We start from the raw sequence: 15,475 nt of genomic DNA, 5'->3' as shown, positions 1-15,475 counted from the left end.
GCTTTTTTCCTTGAAGCATTAATAAGAGGCGAGTACACTCGCCTCCGTTTTAATAACCTAGCTTATAAGACTGCTCAAAATGACTAAAAATATTCATGACCAACGTATTCTGATCTTGGACTTCGGTTCTCAGTACACTCAGCTAGTAGCGCGCCGTGTACGTGAAATCGGTGTTTACTGTGAACTGTGGAGCTGGGACGTTGAAGAAGCGGATATTCGTGAATTCAATCCAGACGGTATCATCCTATCTGGTGGTCCAGAAAGCGTAACGGAAGATAACTCTCCACGCGCTCCTCAATACGTATTTGACTCTGGTGTGCCAGTACTAGGTGTATGTTACGGCATGCAAACTATGGCTGAGCAGCTAGGTGGTAAAGTAGCGGGTTCTACAGAACGTGAATTCGGCTACGCACAAGTTAAAGTGTCTGGTGAATCTGCACTATTTAAAGATCTTGAGCTAACTCAAGACGTGTGGATGAGCCACGGTGACAAAGTAGTAGAAATTCCTGCTGACTTCGTGAAAGTCGGTGAGACAGACACATGTCCGTACGCTGCGATGGCGAACGAAGAGAAGAAATACTACGGCGTTCAGTTCCACCCAGAAGTAACGCACACGAAAGGCGGCCTACAAATGCTAGAGAACTTCGTTCTTGGCGTATGTGGCTGTGAGCGTCTATGGACTTCTGAATCTATCATCGAAGACGCGGTTGCTCGTATTAAAGAGCAAGTGGGTGACGACGAAGTTATCCTAGGTCTATCTGGTGGTGTTGATTCATCGGTAGTAGCGATGCTGGTTCACCGTGCAATCGGCGACAAGCTAACGTGTGTGTTCGTAGATAACGGTCTTCTTCGACTGAACGAAGGTCAGCAAGTAATGGATATGTTTGGCGACAAGTTCGGCCTAAACATCATTAAAGTTGATGCTGAAGATCGCTTCCTAAAAGCACTTGAAGGCAAGTCGGATCCAGAAGAGAAGCGTAAGACAATCGGTCACGTATTCGTAGACGTATTTGATGAAGAGTCTAAGAAGCTGAAAAACGCGAAATGGCTAGCTCAAGGTACGATTTACCCAGACGTTATCGAATCTGCTGCATCTAAGACTGGTAAAGCGCACGTGATCAAATCACACCACAACGTGGGCGGTCTTCCAGATGACATGGAAATGGGTCTTGTTGAGCCACTACGTGAGCTGTTCAAAGATGAAGTTCGTAAGATCGGTCTAGAGCTTGGTCTTCCGTACAACATGCTTTACCGCCACCCATTCCCGGGTCCTGGTCTAGGTGTTCGTGTTCTTGGTGAAATCAAGAAAGAGTACTGTGACTTGCTACGTCGTGCAGACGCTATCTTCATTGAAGAACTACACGCTGCAGACTTATACAACAAAGTATCTCAAGCGTTCACGGTATTCCTACCAGTTCGCTCTGTAGGTGTAATGGGCGATGGTCGTAAGTACGATTGGGTTGTATCTCTACGTGCGGTAGAAACTATCGACTTTATGACTGCGCATTGGGCACACCTACCATACGACTTCCTAGGTAAGGTTTCTAACCGTATCATCAACGAAGTTGACGGTATTTCTCGCGTGGTTTACGACATTTCTGGTAAGCCGCCAGCGACAATCGAATGGGAATAATTTCCTGTTAGATATACCAAATTGAAAACCAGCCTTCGGGCTGGTTTTTTTATGCCTGAAAAGTGTGAACGCAGGTCTCAACTTTTTTATTAGAAAATATATACATGCGAGATTGTTGAATGTATATTCATTTTTGGTGTTTAAATATTAAAGTTGGTATTGCTATGGAACAGGCAGAAGTTACCTCCCTCATCCCCATCATTATTACGTTAGTCCTCGCGCTAACTACAAGAAACGTTGTTGTCGGTCTTTTTGCTGGCGTTGTTAGCGGTGTGGCTATGTTAGAAGGCACATTCGTTGACAAAGGTCCGCTCGATTCGTTTAGCGCACTGATGAAAAGTTACCTGTTGCCGCAACTGACTGACAGTTACAATGCGGGCGTCATCCTTCTATTGGTTTTCATTGGTGGCTTTGTTGCCTTGATGGAGAAATCTGGCGGTGGCGTGGCGTTCGCTAAAAAGGTCACTCAGTGGGTTGCAAGCAAATGCCAAGCGCAGCTTTCTGCTTGGTTTGGCGGCGTAGTGATCTTCTTTTCAGACCTTGGTACACCGTTGATTGTAGGCCCTGTCTTTCGTCCTCTTTTTGATAAACTGAAAGTCTCTCGCCAGAAACTAGCCTTTATCATCGATTCAACTTCATCTCCCGTGGCGATCCTCATCCCTTTCATCGGTTGGGGCGTTTACATCATGAGCCTGATTCAAAAAGAGTTTGCTGCACTGGATGTGGGTATCAGTGATTGGGATGCCTTTATTGGCGCGATTCCTTACCAGTTTTATGCCTTTTTAGCGATCGCGATTGTGCCGATTGTCTCTTTCTTCAAACTGGATTTTGGACCAATGGCGAAAGCTGAGCAGCTTGCAGAGCAGGGTTCTGATTTTGGAAAAGTGCAAGATTCACTGAATGTGTTTGAGCATAAAAATGCAAAAACGAGTTTTGTTTGGGCACCGCTGCTTGTCATGTTAGTCGTGCTTTGCTCGATTTTAGTGCCTCATGGTTTTCCATTTCAGAAAGTAGCAGGCTCAACATTCCGTGCTGCACTGTCGTCGGCGTATTTCTTTGCTGCAATTACCCTAATTAGTTTGATGGCGTTTTATGGCGTGAGAAAGCTCTCTGATGGCATTCAGGTTTACCTAAAAGGGATGTCGAACATGATGTCCGTTGCGGTGATCTTGGTGCTGGCTTGGTCACTGAGTTCTGTCGGTAAAGAGCTTGGCGCAGCGGCCTACATTGCAGAGCAAGCACAAGCCGGCTTCCCATATTGGTTATTGCCTGCCGTGGCTTTTCTATTGGCAGGTATTATCTCTTTTGCCACAGGGTCTTCGTGGGGGACTTTTGCCATCATGATGCCATTGGTCATTCCAACCGCAGTCGCGATTGATGCGCCATTGTTGGTGTGCATCGGTGCGGTGCTATCTGGCGGTTTATTTGGTGATCACTGTTCGCCAATTTCAGAAACCACCATCTTGTCCTCTACAGGAGCGGGGTGTGAGCAGTATGAGCACTTTAGAACCCAGTTGCCTTATGCGGTACTCAACGGCGCTATCGCCCTGACAAGCTTTCTAGTGGCAGGAGTAATGGTTTCTCCTGTAATTGTATTGGTGGCAATAGTCGCGCAGTTCGCCATTTACTTGGTGCTCTCTAAGCAGCAATCTTCACCGACGTTAGAGCAAGCAACAGCAGAGCAATAGCAATAAATGAGAGCGGGGGAGTATCCCCCGTTTTCTTTTGAGTCGAGGTAACAGTTTTTGTGATACCCGCTGTGTAACAGTATTTATTTATGAAATTTGCGTCGCAGAATTAATTCACTTCACTCGGCGTTTTTTCTACATGATCCACTATGTGTCTAGTTATTCCTTGTATATTGTATTGTTAAATACGGAGATTAGACATGTTTGCACTCAAACATCTGCCTCTCGCATTGGGTTGTGTACTCGCTGCACAAGCTCATGCCAGCATGAATATCCAACCTGATCCACAAAACCCAAATGGTTACGTGATTGCTCGTGGCGACATCCAAGCTATGGAGCAAAGTAAAACCTCTGACCCTATGTATGCTATTTGGTCACAAGCGCTAGAGACTCGTCCAAATACGGTTGTTGAAGCAATTGTTCCAGGAGCAGCAAGTAATCCGGAAAACGTTAAGCGAGTTGAACGTGTCTTCCCTGAGAGCGAATGGAATTTCCTTACTCAGATGGCGGCACCAGAATATACGTACACACGTTTCTTGCGTGCGATCGGTAAGTTCCCTGCATTCTGTGGTGAGTACACAGATGGGCGTGATTCAGACGCGATTTGTAAGAAATCCATCGTGACAGCATTCGCACACTTTGCTCAGGAAACCGGTGGTCACATTGCGGTTGATAACGTATCTGACAACCCGCTTGCACTTGAAGAGTGGCAACAAGCATTGGTTCATGTGCGTGAAATGGGATGGTCTGAAGGTCAAGAAGGCTACACCACAGGCTGTGGTCAGAACGATTGGCAAAATAAGCGTTGGCCTTGTGAACCTGGTCAGGGGTATTTCGGTCGTGGTGCAAAACAGCTTTCTTACCACTTTAACTACGGCGCGTTCTCTGAAGTGATGTTCGATGGCGATGCATCGGTATTGCTGAAAAATCCGGGCTTAGTCGCTGACTCATGGTTGAACTTAGCTTCTGCAATTTGGTTCTTCTTAACGCCTCAAGCGCCAAAACCTGCAATGCTACACGTGATTGATCGTACTTGGGTACCATCTCAGCGTGAAATTGATGCGGGCATTGGCTACGGCTTTGGTACCACCATCAACGTCATCAACGGCGGTATTGAATGTGGTGAGCAAAACAAAGACAAAGGTCAGCCAGTTAACCGCATTCGCTACTGGGAAGGTCTAGCGGCGCACTATCTGATTCCTATCGAAGCTGATGAAACCAATACCTGTTGGCAACAAACGCCTTACGGTAGCTTAAACCTTAACGGTGCCACTGACGTGCTTTACACCAACTGGGACGGCAACTGGAAGTACTACTCAGATCGCCCAGGCGGTCACTCATTTGAATGTGAGTTGGTTGGCTTCCAAACCGCGTATTCCGCGCTGGTTGCTGGTGATTACGAGAAGTGTATTACTAACTTCTACCAATCTCATGCAGGTTGGCCTGAAGTTCGCGTTGTCGATAAATTAGACCCAGTCGATCCGGTTGACCCTCCTGTAGGCGGTGTAGCTGCATGGGATGCAGGCAAGGTTTATAACACGGGCGACCAAGTCTCTTACAAGGGGGCGGTATATGAAGCGAAGTGGTGGTCACAAGGCAATGAGCCTACTAAAGGTGACCCTTGGAAATTGGTCTCAGGTACGCCAACAGAGCCACCAGCGACTGAACCGCCAACGACTGAGCCTCCTGTAACAGAACCACCTGTTACCGAGCCGCCAGTGACAGAGCCTCCGGTTACTGAACCACCAGTATCGGGTGACTTTATTGCATGGGAACCAGGTGTGACTCAAGTGGCTAATGGCGACAAAGTGACTTATCAAGGCAAATGCTTTATCGCGAAAAATGGACCGGGTGTATGGGAATCACCGACACAGAGCAATTGGTTCTGGGATGAGATCTCTTGCCAGTAATTGAACAATAAATAGTCTAACTATCTATAAAGACTCTGCTTTTTAGCAGGGTCTTTTTTTATTCGTTTGGTTGCTTATTTGTGCAATCTAAGTTTTCAATAACGTCTTTTCTCTTTTGTTTTTGAGTCCATTAAAATTCGCGCGCAATTTTTATCAACATTTTTGAAAAGGTAATGTACATGTCTACAAAACTGGCTAACCCAGCGCCACTAGGTCTAATGGGTTTTGGTATGACTACCATCCTGCTAAACATCCACAACGCAGGTTTCTTCCCAATGGATTCTATGATTCTGGCTATGGGCATCTTTTACGGTGGTCTAAGCCAAGTACTTGTTGGCATGATGTGCTTCAAGCGTGGTGACACGTTCGGTACGACTGCATTTACTTCTTACGGTCTATTCTGGCTAACACTAGTTGGTCTAATCGTAATGCCTTACATGGGTCTTCCAGCAAGCCCTGCACACTTCATGGGTTGGTACCTACTACTATGGGGTATCTTCACTGGTTTCATGTTCATTGGCTCTCTATGCTACCCAGTAGCAAAGCAAGTAGTATTCGGTTCTCTTACTATCCTGTTCTTCCTACTAGCGGCACGTGACTTCACTGGTAGCGAGCTGATCGGCACTATCGCAGGCTTCGAAGGTATCTTCTGTGGCGCGAGCGCAATCTACTTTGCAATGGCTCAAGTACTAAACAACGAATACGGCCGTACCGTACTTCCTGTTGGTGAAAAGCAAAAGCCACAAGTTGCTACGCAAGAAATCGCTGCATAATCGCTTCGAATTGAATGCAAAAGAAAAGGGTTAGCCACTGGCTAACCCTTTTTTAATGTCCGTTGTTCGGACCACTGCTTTTTCTTATATACCTGCCAACCCATTGGGGGAGGATGCTAAGTGAAGCATTAGGTAGATGGTTGCTCTACCGTTTCTGTTGTATCGCTGTCTGCGGTTGGTGCTTTACCTGTTTTGCGCTTGTACTTCTCTTCCCAGTAAGTCGCGCCTTTAATGCCAAGCGCTACTGGGTTGAACGTAAACTCGGTCACACCACGTTTCTGTTGCTCTTCGTAGTCAGCCAGTGCTTTTAGTGCAGGCTTCGACATGAAGAAGATGATCAGAATGCCGACAATGTTCAGCCATGCCATTAGACCTACGCCCACATCACCCATTGCCCACGCAAGATTCGCTGTCTTAACCGTACCGTAGAATACCGCTGAGATAAGAATGACCTTCAAGATAAACATCAGACCGTTTACTTTCACAGTGCGACGGATGTACGCAATGTTGGTTTCTGCGATGTAGTAGTACGCCAGAATTGTTGTGAAGGCGAAGAAGAATAGCGCAATTGCGATGAATGGCTTACCTACGCCTGGTAGGGCACTCTCAATCGCCATTTGCGTAAACACAGGGCCATTCGCACCGATATCCGCTGGAAGGTTCTGTACTAGGAACGCGCCTTCTACTGCACCGTGAACGTTGTATGCGCCAGTGATAAGAATCATAAACGCCGTTGCTGAACACACTAGCAGTGTATCGATGTAGATTGAGAATGATTGAACAAGACCTTGCTGTGCTGGGTGATCAACGCTTGCCGCTGCTGCTGCGTGAGGACCAGTACCTTGACCTGCTTCGTTAGAGTAAACACCACGTTTTACACCCCAACCAATCGCAGCACCAATACCTGCCATTGGTGTAAATGCATCACCAATGATCATGCCAACGATGCGTGGAATCTCACCGATGTTAAGTAGGATGATAACGAAAGCCGTGATGATGTAAGCCAGCGCCATGAACGGAACCACAATTTGAGTGAAGTTCGCGATGCGCTTTACGCCACCAAAAATGATGAAGGCAAGAATGACACAGACAACCGTACCAGTGAAAATTTTAGCGAAACTGAAGGTACCAATAGCGGTTTCAATCATGTCACCTGAGCCAAATGCTGCTTCTACTGCGTTACCAATACTGTTCGATTGAACGCCAGGAAGTAGAACACCACATGCAAAGATGGTTGCGATAGCGAAGATCCATGCGTACCACTTCTGACCCATTGCTTTTTCGATGTAGTAAGCTGGACCGCCACGGAATTCGCCTTCGTCTTCTTCTTTATAAATCTGTGCGAGTGTTGATTCTGCGTATGCCGTTGCTGCACCAAAGAAGGCAACAACCCACATCCAGAATACTGCACCAGGGCCACCGAAGCCGATAGCGGCAGCAACACCTGCAATGTTACCTGTACCTACACGGCCAGATAGTGAAACGGCCAAAGCCTGAAATGATGAAATCCCCTTGGTTGAACTCTTACCATTAAGTAGCAAGCGCCACATTTCAAAGAAGTGACGAATCTGCACAAAGCGCGTCATGATCGAGTAGAACAAACCAGCGCCAAGACACAGATAGATCAGTGCCGGACTCCAGATAATTCCATTCAGAAAATCAACTAATGACTGCATGAGTATTTTCCCTGTTTGTTATGGTTGTGGTTGTTTTTCGTACAACACATTACCCTTTTTTGTAATGTAATTGTTAACCTTTTTAACTAAAAATCCCTTGTAGCGTGATGGTGGGCACAGAATGGTTAAATATTGTTAAAAATTGGTTCTTGTTATGTATCTGTGTGGTTTTTATTGGAAATAACAATGAATTGATTGAATATGCAGCACATTGTCATGAAAATGTGCTGCGAGATATGAAAGTCATATCTTCTGAATGCTATTCAACTTGTGGAGTAATACACTGTTTGAAATGGTTTGCAGGTGTTTAGGCGTAACGACTCAGGTTCAATTCTGAGTGATTTGTCACTTTGGGAACAGCGTTCATAATGACGTCTGTTAGTATCTGTGCTGAGCCACAAGCCATAGTCCAGCCGAGCGTGCCATGCCCTGTGTTCGTAAATAAATTCTCGTAAGGTGTTGTCCCAATAATGGGCGTACCATCGGGTGTCATAGGACGAAATCCACTCCAAAACTCGGCTTGAGTAAAATCGGCGCTTTGCGGAAACAGATCTCGAATCACCATTTCAATCGTATTTTTGCGTTTTTGCGATAACGAAGGATCAAAGCCAGCAAGCTCTGCGGTTCCTGCGACGCGAATGCGGTCATCAAAACGCGTCATTGCGACCTTATAGGTTTCATCCATGACGGTAGAACGTGGCGCAAATTGCTCACATTCAATTGGCACCGTCAGTGAATATCCTTTGACGGGATAAACAGGAATGTCGATCTCAAGCTGTTTGAGTAACGCTGTAGAATAGCTGCCAGAGGCAAGGACAAACGGGTCTGCTTTAAACAAGCCACGGTCCGTTTGGACACCCATGATCTTTTTGCCTACAGTAACCCAATTGCTCACCTCCGTATTGAATTCAAACGTTACGCCACGGGCTTTTGCTAGCTCCGTTAACTGCTGACAGAACTGAAAACAATCACCCGTTTCGTCATCAGGTAGATATAACCCACCGACCAATTTTTCTTTTACTAATGCCAATCCTGGCTCTTGCTTGATGCACTGTTCGATATCCATTAACTGAAAACGTGTACCGCTTTGCTCTAACAACTCAAGGTCTTTCTCTATGGCATCGAGCTGCTGTTGAGAGCGAAATACTTGCAAGGTGCCTAATTGCCGCCCTTGGTATTCAATCGCATGGTCACGGCGCAACTGCTCCAAACACGCGCGGCTATGATTGGCGATAGAGAGCATTCGGGCTTTGTTGATTTGATAGCGGGACAAAGTGCAGTTCGACACCATTTGCGTTGCCCAGCGGATAAGCTCCGGGCTAAGAGACGGTTTTATTTTGAGTGGTGCATGCTCTTCAGTAAGCCACTTTATGGCTTTGAGTGGAACCCCCGGCGCAGCCCATGGTGAAGAGTAACCATAAGAGATTTGTCCGGCGTTAGCGAAGCTGGTTTCCATCGCACTACTTGGTTGGCGATCGATCACGGTCACCTGATAGCCTGCCTGAGATAAATACCAAGCCGAGGTTAAGCCGATAACACCACTGCCTATTACGATGACTTCCATTGATGCGCTCCACACATTTTCGATGTGGCGCAGTTTCTCTTCTTTACCTTTTGTTAACAATCGATATAAATTACATCCAGCGTTTAGAAAAACTATAGGCTTAAGGATGAAAAGTAGTGTCGTTAGCGGATTGTGGCTATTCAGCCAAGTGGCGGAACACAGCAGCTTTACCAGTGCTGCAAAGGCATTGCACCTAACGACAGGGGCGATCAGCCAGCAAATTATTCAGTTAGAAGAACAGCTCGGTTTTACTTTGTTTGAACGCCACTCGCGCGGAATTCGACTGACGCCTAAAGGATTGCAGTTATCTCAATCCTCACAATTTCACTTCTCCGAACTAGGAAAGACAATTAAAGAGCTGCAAATTGAAAAGCCCCACAATGAAATTCGCCTCAAGCTGACGCCTTCCTTTGCATTTAAATGGTTAGTTCCACGCCTCGAAAGCTTTCATCTTGAAAACCCCGATCTCCAAGTGCAGATTTTTGCCGAGGGAGCACTAGTGAATAGTGAGCTAAAGGACTATGACGTTGCGATAGACTACGGTTCTCATCCCTATCGAGATAAAAGCGCTGAGCGGATTCTCAATGAGCAACTTCTACCGGTGATGAGCCCAAAATACCTTGAGGATCATAGGTGGCTAAAAACTCTTAAAGCGTCACCAGAACAATGGCGAGATGCGACGTTACTGCACGATGCTATGCCATGGGAAAAGGCTCCGCGTGACTATGAATGGCTGTACTGGGCATCAAGCATGGGGTTCGATTTCAAAACAGAGGTAGGGCACTTTTTTAATCGTACGGATATGGCAATGTCTGCTGCCGAAGCTGGAGTGGGGATAGCAATGGCACGTATGGCATTGGTGGAAGATGAACTTGAAAGCGGTCGCTTAGTCTCGCCATTTGAACCTGTGGATGCTAACGCAGGATACTACCTGATTATTAATACCAAAAGTGAGCCTACAGCACGATTTAGACGTTGGCTTTTACAGCAAGTCCAATCATCAATGTAGAGAGATAATTGGCACAAGTGTTTAAGAAATAATAAAAATAAATTTCTTAATTACATGATACTTCGAATTGCTTCCCACAAATTGTCTCTCGTTTATTAACTCCTCTCACTCTGTCTTCTTTTTCCATATCATCCAAAAATTAATCAATGGATGAGAAAGACTATGGCTAAAAGAATCTCTCTTATGTTGGCCCTAGCTCTATTTTCGGTAGGAGCAAGTGCAATGTTTTGGCCGTTTAAAAAATACGATGTGGAAATGTCTCCGGATGTGCGTGGTGTTATCAAGCTTGATGGCGTGCCACAGGCGGGGTTAACGGTTCATCGAGAGCTTTATTATGAAGGGTACAAAAAAGGCAAAACCTTAACCGACGAAGTTCAGACCAATGAACTAGGAGAGTTTTCTTTCGAACGGATCGTTGTTCGTTCTAGTGCTCCTGGAGATCTCTTTGGAGGTAGTTTGAAGGTCTATCAAAACATCTGTGTCGATTGCGACTCTGAAAAGAAAGAGATCTGGGGCGCATGGGTACCAACTGAAGGTGCGGAATCACTGCGTTGGATGCTAATGAACGTAGATTGTGAATTATCAAACAGTAAGCGAATTCATGAGGTTGAAATATATTCTGATAGTAATAGGCGCACACCTGTTCATTCTGTATGTGATTGGAACAATCAGAAAATTGATACATACGAATATGATGAAACGACTGATACCCATGTGTTAAAAAGCAAGATCAAGGAAGAGTTATAAATGAGCGCTATTTCTCCTTTAATGGCTAGTGAGCTAAGCATTATTGCTTATGAAGTTAAGCATAATCTTGAACGTGTGAAACTGCCTGCTGTAGTTGATAATCACTTTAGTTTTTCGAAAGTAGAAGTCGGTACATCTGGTGGTTTTTTCTTTCGTCCTGAAACTGGATTTGCTTTGTTGGGAAAAGGAAAAAGTCAGAGTCACAAGAACGACTTAGTCCTAGCTTTTAGAGGCACCGCAGGATTAGCTGATGGAATCACCGACTTAACTTGTAGTGGAAAAGGAACGGGGACAGGAGAGATCGTTCACTCTGGGTTTCAAACGACTTTCTATTCTATGAAAAAAGGCCTAACTCGCTTTCTGCGTGATAATCCGGTTATGGGTAATGGCACTATTCATTGTGTTGGACACAGTTTAGGTGGCGCACTTGCCACTTTAGCTGCAAATTGGATATCGGCTTCCCCTGAGTTTAAAGGAAAAGTGAATTTGTACACCTTTGGCTCACCAAGAGTGGGAATGAAGTCGTTTTCTGTTAACTCATCTTCGCGCATATCGTCCCATTTTCGTTGTGTGAATGGTGCAGACCCAGTGACCAAAGCGCCAGTGTGGCCTTTTTATCATGTGCCTTATGATGGTTCAGAGTACATATTAAATCGTGCTCAGGGACTGCTTCCTAGCGCGCATTTTATGTCGGAATATAGCTCTTACACACAATCAGCAACGTGGGATAGCCTAGGGCTTCAAAAAGCGAATTCAGCTTTTAAGCGTGTTGTTCTGAATTACGAGAATCGATTGCAAGCGAAACCTTCTGCTGATTGGGCAGATAAGATATCAGCGGCAATCCTGACACTGTTGATTGATGGAGGCTTTGCGGCAACAGTTTTTGCATTACAAAGTGGCGGTGCTGCAATTGCAACTATCTATGATGCGATGGCGCGCTCAATGGTAAAAATCTCAGAGCTTTCTAGTGATTTTGCCTCTCGCGTAAAAGGCTTACTTGGTCATATGTTGGTGTTTGCAGGTAAGGTTGCCCAAATTGCGATTAAATTCACTTTCTCCTTTATCCGTTGGGTATTCGAACTGGTTTTAGGCAAACTAAATACAGCAGTAAAAGCCGCACTAAAAACTAGCTTTTAGTCTTCAATATAAAACCGCCTCATTCGAGGCGGTTTTTTAGATCTCTATGTTTGAGGGACTGCTTGAACGGTCTTGGGTGTGACTGCTGGCTGTAAAGTATCTGTGGCGAGGTATGTGGTACTTGAAGGGAAAGCAAATTGAGCGCCTTCAGCGGCAATGATCTTATCAATCAAGATAAGAAGTTCTTGCTGCAAGTTGAGGAATGTCTCTCTATTTGTGGTGTTCAAATGAGCGAGTATTTCAATATCCAGACTGTAAGCATTGAAGGCACTAAAATGAACGCGAAGAGGAGAATCTAAAACATCGGGATGCTCTTTGAGTAAGGACGTGATTTTCTCTGTAATGCTCTGCAATTGAGACATTCTAGTCTCATAGCGTAGCCCGATAGTCGCTTTGAAAGGATATCGGTCACGACGGCTGTAGTTGATGATCTCTCGCTTAATAAGGTCACCATTGGCAATGGTGATTTGTGTTCGATCTTTCGCTCGAATTCGTGTTGAACGCACACCTATTTGTTCGATAACTCCTGACTGACTGCCAATTTGGCAGTAATCACCAACCGATAACGATTTGTCTAGGAATAAGATAACCCCGCCGATTAAGTTCTCCATAGTTGGACGGATAGCGAGTGCGATTGCCATGCCCCCTAAACTCAAGCCTGTCACGATGCCATAAACAGGGACACCTAAGCGATTCAAACCATAACCAAGACAAGCAATGGCTGCCATTGAACCTAATAAAGTGCCAATAATTTGGGTCAGACTTTGGCGAAGCGTGGTATTCGTGCGCTGCTTACTCATTAATAAACGGCAAGTTTTGTAAATCAATAGATAAGCCACTTGACTGAGTAATAGCCAACAAATGAGTTCTATGATGACGTTAAGCGTCGACATCAGTATGCCAGTTAAGTTGAGTTGATAGTCTGCGAGATAGAGAAAACCACTCAAAGTGATTACGGCACATATGGCTTTCAAAATCGGAGAGTGAATATGGTTATAGAGCAAAGCAAGTACGGAGATGGTTAGAGAAAGAGAAAGAACCAAGCCTAGCCATTGCCATATCGCTTGATCTCCATATTCAAGCATAAATACGCTTGGTAATGTTTCTACGATGTGAAACCATGTTGGTGGAATCAATCGTCCTGCGCTTAGCGAATAATACTGGTAGTAGTCCAAGTCCGCGCCTGAATGAGAGGGTAGATGCTTTACCAACAAGTAATCACTGTAAAGCCCATGCACGGTTTGTTCTGAGAAACGATACTGTCCATCAGCTTGTTTGATCAGCTCCAAACCCGTATCTGGTATTTGCCAGCGATCCAGTGTGTTGCTATCTGGAATGAGTGTTAAGTCCAAAGGCGGGGCTCGGTCGAGAATTTCTTTCATCAACATGACCGATTCAATAGCAACTCGATTTTGGCCAGATTCAGGCACTTCAGACAGATCGAAGGCTTGAGTGGCTTTGTCGAAAAGTGCATAGATGTTTTGTCGGTTTGGTTCGGTATTTTGGGTTGGATCTTCGATGATTTCTGTCAGCTGCTGATTCGCTTGTGAAACCAAAGTCTCAAAGCTTGTGAGTGCTTTTTGAGGGCTAGAGAGATCGGGAGGTGCGAGGGGGAAAGCTTCTTCAGCCTGAGCAAAGAACGTGAAAAGTACACAGCAGACGCTGAGCATCGATGATGTGATTGTTTTCATTATATTATCCTAGCCTTGTGATTATTGAATAAGTCTAGTCAATGATTTTCATATGCGGAAAAGCCTTGTTGTTCTCTCTTTATTTCCGTCTGACTTGAATAAAGTCCAATCCCTTCAATGTGACTCAAACAGCTTTTCTTTGCTGAAAAAATCGGCAATATAAAAGAATAACCATTCACTCAATAGTTCAGGGAAGATGCATGAAAGACGAAACACTCTCGATCCATTTTGGCTACGAAACCGACCCAACAACCAAATCAGTTGCGACACCGATTTACCAGACGGTCGCGTATGAGTTTGATAATGCTCAGCATGGTGCCGATCTCTTTAACCTTGAAGTTCCAGGCAATATTTACACCCGCATTATGAATCCAACCAATGACGTGTTGGAAAAACGTATGGCAGCACTAGAAGGCGGTATTGCTGGTTTGGTTGTCAGTGCAGGCAGTGCGGCAATCAACTATGCCATTCTTACGCTCGCACAAGCCGGCGATAACATCGTTTCTACCCCTCAGTTATACGGTGGCACCTACACTTTATTTGCGCATATGTTGCCGAACCAAGGTATTGAGGTACGTTTTGCCAAGGATGACAAACCTGAAAGTCTCGCGGAGCTTATCGATGAGAATACCAAAGCGGTTTACTGTGAAAGCATTGGTAATCCGGCTGGCAATATCATCGACCTTGAACGTGTTGCTGAGCTGGCTCATGCGCAGGGCGTGCCTGTGATTGTCGACAATACAGTCGCAACTCCTGTGCTATGTAAACCAATCGAATTTGGTGCAGATATCGTGGTGCATTCGCTGACTAAGTATGTTGGTGGTCACGGTACGACATTAGGTGGCATCATCATTGATTCGGGCAAGTTTCCTTGGGCACAGCACAAAGATCGTTTCCCAGTATTTAATCAGCCTGAACCTTCTTACCACGGTGTGGTTTACACCGAGGCATTTGGAGAGGCAGCGTTTATTGGCCGTGCTCGCACCGTTCCTTTGCGTAATACTGGTTCTGCTTTGTCACCGATGAATGCGTTTATGTTGATGCAGGGGCTGGAAACGCTGTCGCTGCGTATGGAGAGACACACTGAAAACGCACTCAAAGTAGCGGAATACTTAAGCCAGCACGATAAAGTGAGTTGGGTAAGTTACGCAGGTTTGCCAGATTCTGAGTTCTATCCATTGGCAGAGAAGTACATGCAAGGTAAGCCGTCGGCGATTTTGTCGTTTGGATTAAAAGATGGTTACGAGGCAGGTGTACGTTTTTACGATGCGCTTAAGATATTCAAGCGACTGGTGAACATTGGTGATGCGAAGTCGCTTGCTTGTCATCCTGCATCAACTACACATCGACAGTTGAGTGAGGCGGAGCAAAAGCAAGCGGGCGTTTCTCCAGAGATGATTCGTTTGTCTGTCGGCATTGAACATGTCGATGATATTTTGGCTGATTTAGAACAAGCGCTGAACGCGTAATTATATTTTCTAACAAAGCTTTGGGTTACCCATAGGCCAGCCTTACTAAAAGCTGGCCTTATTTCTATAAGGTACTTATTTATAATGATTTTTGAGTATTTGGGTTACGGTATTCCAAATGCTCATGATGGTGTACTTTTCTTACCTTGCGTATAAGTCTCATCTTACTGACTATGCT

Annotated in this window: 11 protein-coding genes; 8 read left to right on the top strand and 3 right to left on the bottom strand. The window is 45.3% G+C overall.

Features of this window, described 5'->3' with window-relative positions; all coding sequences use genetic code 11:
• Nucleotides 1–79 precede the first annotated feature (79 nt).
• The 4 genes from guaA (at nucleotide 80) to KJB05_RS14890 (ending at nucleotide 6,004) form a co-directional block, all read left to right on the top strand.
• Nucleotides 80–1,633 (top strand): glutamine-hydrolyzing GMP synthase, encoded by a 1,554-nt coding sequence (gene guaA / locus KJB05_RS14905; protein WP_005440283.1) that lies wholly within the window; start codon nucleotides 80–82, stop codon nucleotides 1,631–1,633.
• A gap of 164 nt (nucleotides 1,634–1,797) precedes the next feature.
• Nucleotides 1,798–3,321, top strand: a complete 1,524-nt coding sequence (locus KJB05_RS14900; RefSeq protein ID WP_208445211.1) for a Na+/H+ antiporter NhaC family protein — start codon at nucleotides 1,798–1,800, stop codon at nucleotides 3,319–3,321.
• 200 nt (nucleotides 3,322–3,521) lie between these two features.
• Nucleotides 3,522–5,231, top strand: coding sequence for a glycoside hydrolase family 19 protein (locus KJB05_RS14895; RefSeq protein WP_208445212.1), 1,710 nt, complete (start codon nucleotides 3,522–3,524; stop codon nucleotides 5,229–5,231).
• Nucleotides 5,232–5,410: 179 nt separating this feature from the next.
• Nucleotides 5,411–6,004: a GPR1/FUN34/YaaH family transporter gene (locus tag KJB05_RS14890; RefSeq protein WP_009705589.1), complete on the top strand. Its 594-nt coding sequence runs from the start codon at nucleotides 5,411–5,413 to the stop codon at nucleotides 6,002–6,004.
• Nucleotides 6,005–6,132: 128 nt separating this feature from the next.
• On the opposite strand, the gene KJB05_RS14885 is transcribed toward KJB05_RS14890, so the two are convergent.
• Together KJB05_RS14885 and KJB05_RS14880 are read right to left on the bottom strand one after the other, a co-directional pair.
• Nucleotides 6,133–7,680 carry an alanine/glycine:cation symporter family protein gene (locus KJB05_RS14885; RefSeq protein WP_005440270.1) on the bottom strand — a complete coding sequence of 516 codons (1,548 nt, stop codon included), beginning with the start codon at nucleotides 7,678–7,680 and terminating at the stop codon, nucleotides 6,133–6,135.
• A 307-nt stretch (nucleotides 7,681–7,987) separates the two neighbouring features.
• Nucleotides 7,988–9,244, bottom strand: coding sequence for a D-amino acid dehydrogenase (locus KJB05_RS14880; protein ID WP_208445213.1), 1,257 nt, complete (start codon nucleotides 9,242–9,244; stop codon nucleotides 7,988–7,990).
• A gap of 106 nt (nucleotides 9,245–9,350) precedes the next feature.
• On the opposite strand from KJB05_RS14880, the gene KJB05_RS14875 reads away from it, so the two are divergent.
• From KJB05_RS14875 to KJB05_RS14865, 3 genes are all read left to right on the top strand, one after another.
• On the top strand, nucleotides 9,351–10,253 hold the full coding sequence (locus tag KJB05_RS14875) for a LysR substrate-binding domain-containing protein (RefSeq protein WP_208445214.1): 903 nt from the start codon (nucleotides 9,351–9,353) through the stop codon (nucleotides 10,251–10,253).
• A gap of 162 nt (nucleotides 10,254–10,415) precedes the next feature.
• Nucleotides 10,416–11,000: a DUF6795 domain-containing protein gene (locus KJB05_RS14870; RefSeq protein ID WP_208445215.1), complete on the top strand. Its 585-nt coding sequence runs from the start codon at nucleotides 10,416–10,418 to the stop codon at nucleotides 10,998–11,000.
• Nucleotides 11,001–12,137 (top strand): lipase family protein, encoded by a 1,137-nt coding sequence (locus tag KJB05_RS14865; RefSeq protein WP_208445216.1) that lies wholly within the window; start codon nucleotides 11,001–11,003, stop codon nucleotides 12,135–12,137.
• Nucleotides 12,138–12,181: 44 nt separating this feature from the next.
• Here the strand turns inward: KJB05_RS14865 and KJB05_RS14860 are convergent, their stop codons facing one another.
• On the bottom strand, nucleotides 12,182–13,828 hold the full coding sequence (locus KJB05_RS14860; protein ID WP_208445217.1) for a mechanosensitive ion channel family protein: 1,647 nt from the start codon (nucleotides 13,826–13,828) through the stop codon (nucleotides 12,182–12,184).
• Between the two features lie 200 nt (nucleotides 13,829–14,028).
• Between KJB05_RS14860 and KJB05_RS14855 the strand changes: the two genes are divergently transcribed.
• Nucleotides 14,029–15,297 (top strand): O-acetylhomoserine aminocarboxypropyltransferase/cysteine synthase, encoded by a 1,269-nt coding sequence (locus KJB05_RS14855; RefSeq protein ID WP_199459336.1) that lies wholly within the window; start codon nucleotides 14,029–14,031, stop codon nucleotides 15,295–15,297.
• The last annotated feature ends 178 nt before the right edge of the window (nucleotides 15,298–15,475 follow it).

It is taken from the genome of Vibrio sp. B1ASS3 (assembly GCF_905175355.1).
Classification (GTDB): Bacteria; Pseudomonadota; Gammaproteobacteria; order Enterobacterales; family Vibrionaceae; genus Vibrio; species Vibrio owensii.
Note: the sequence above shows the minus strand (reverse complement) of the source record. Positions and strands in the feature narration are given on the sequence as shown.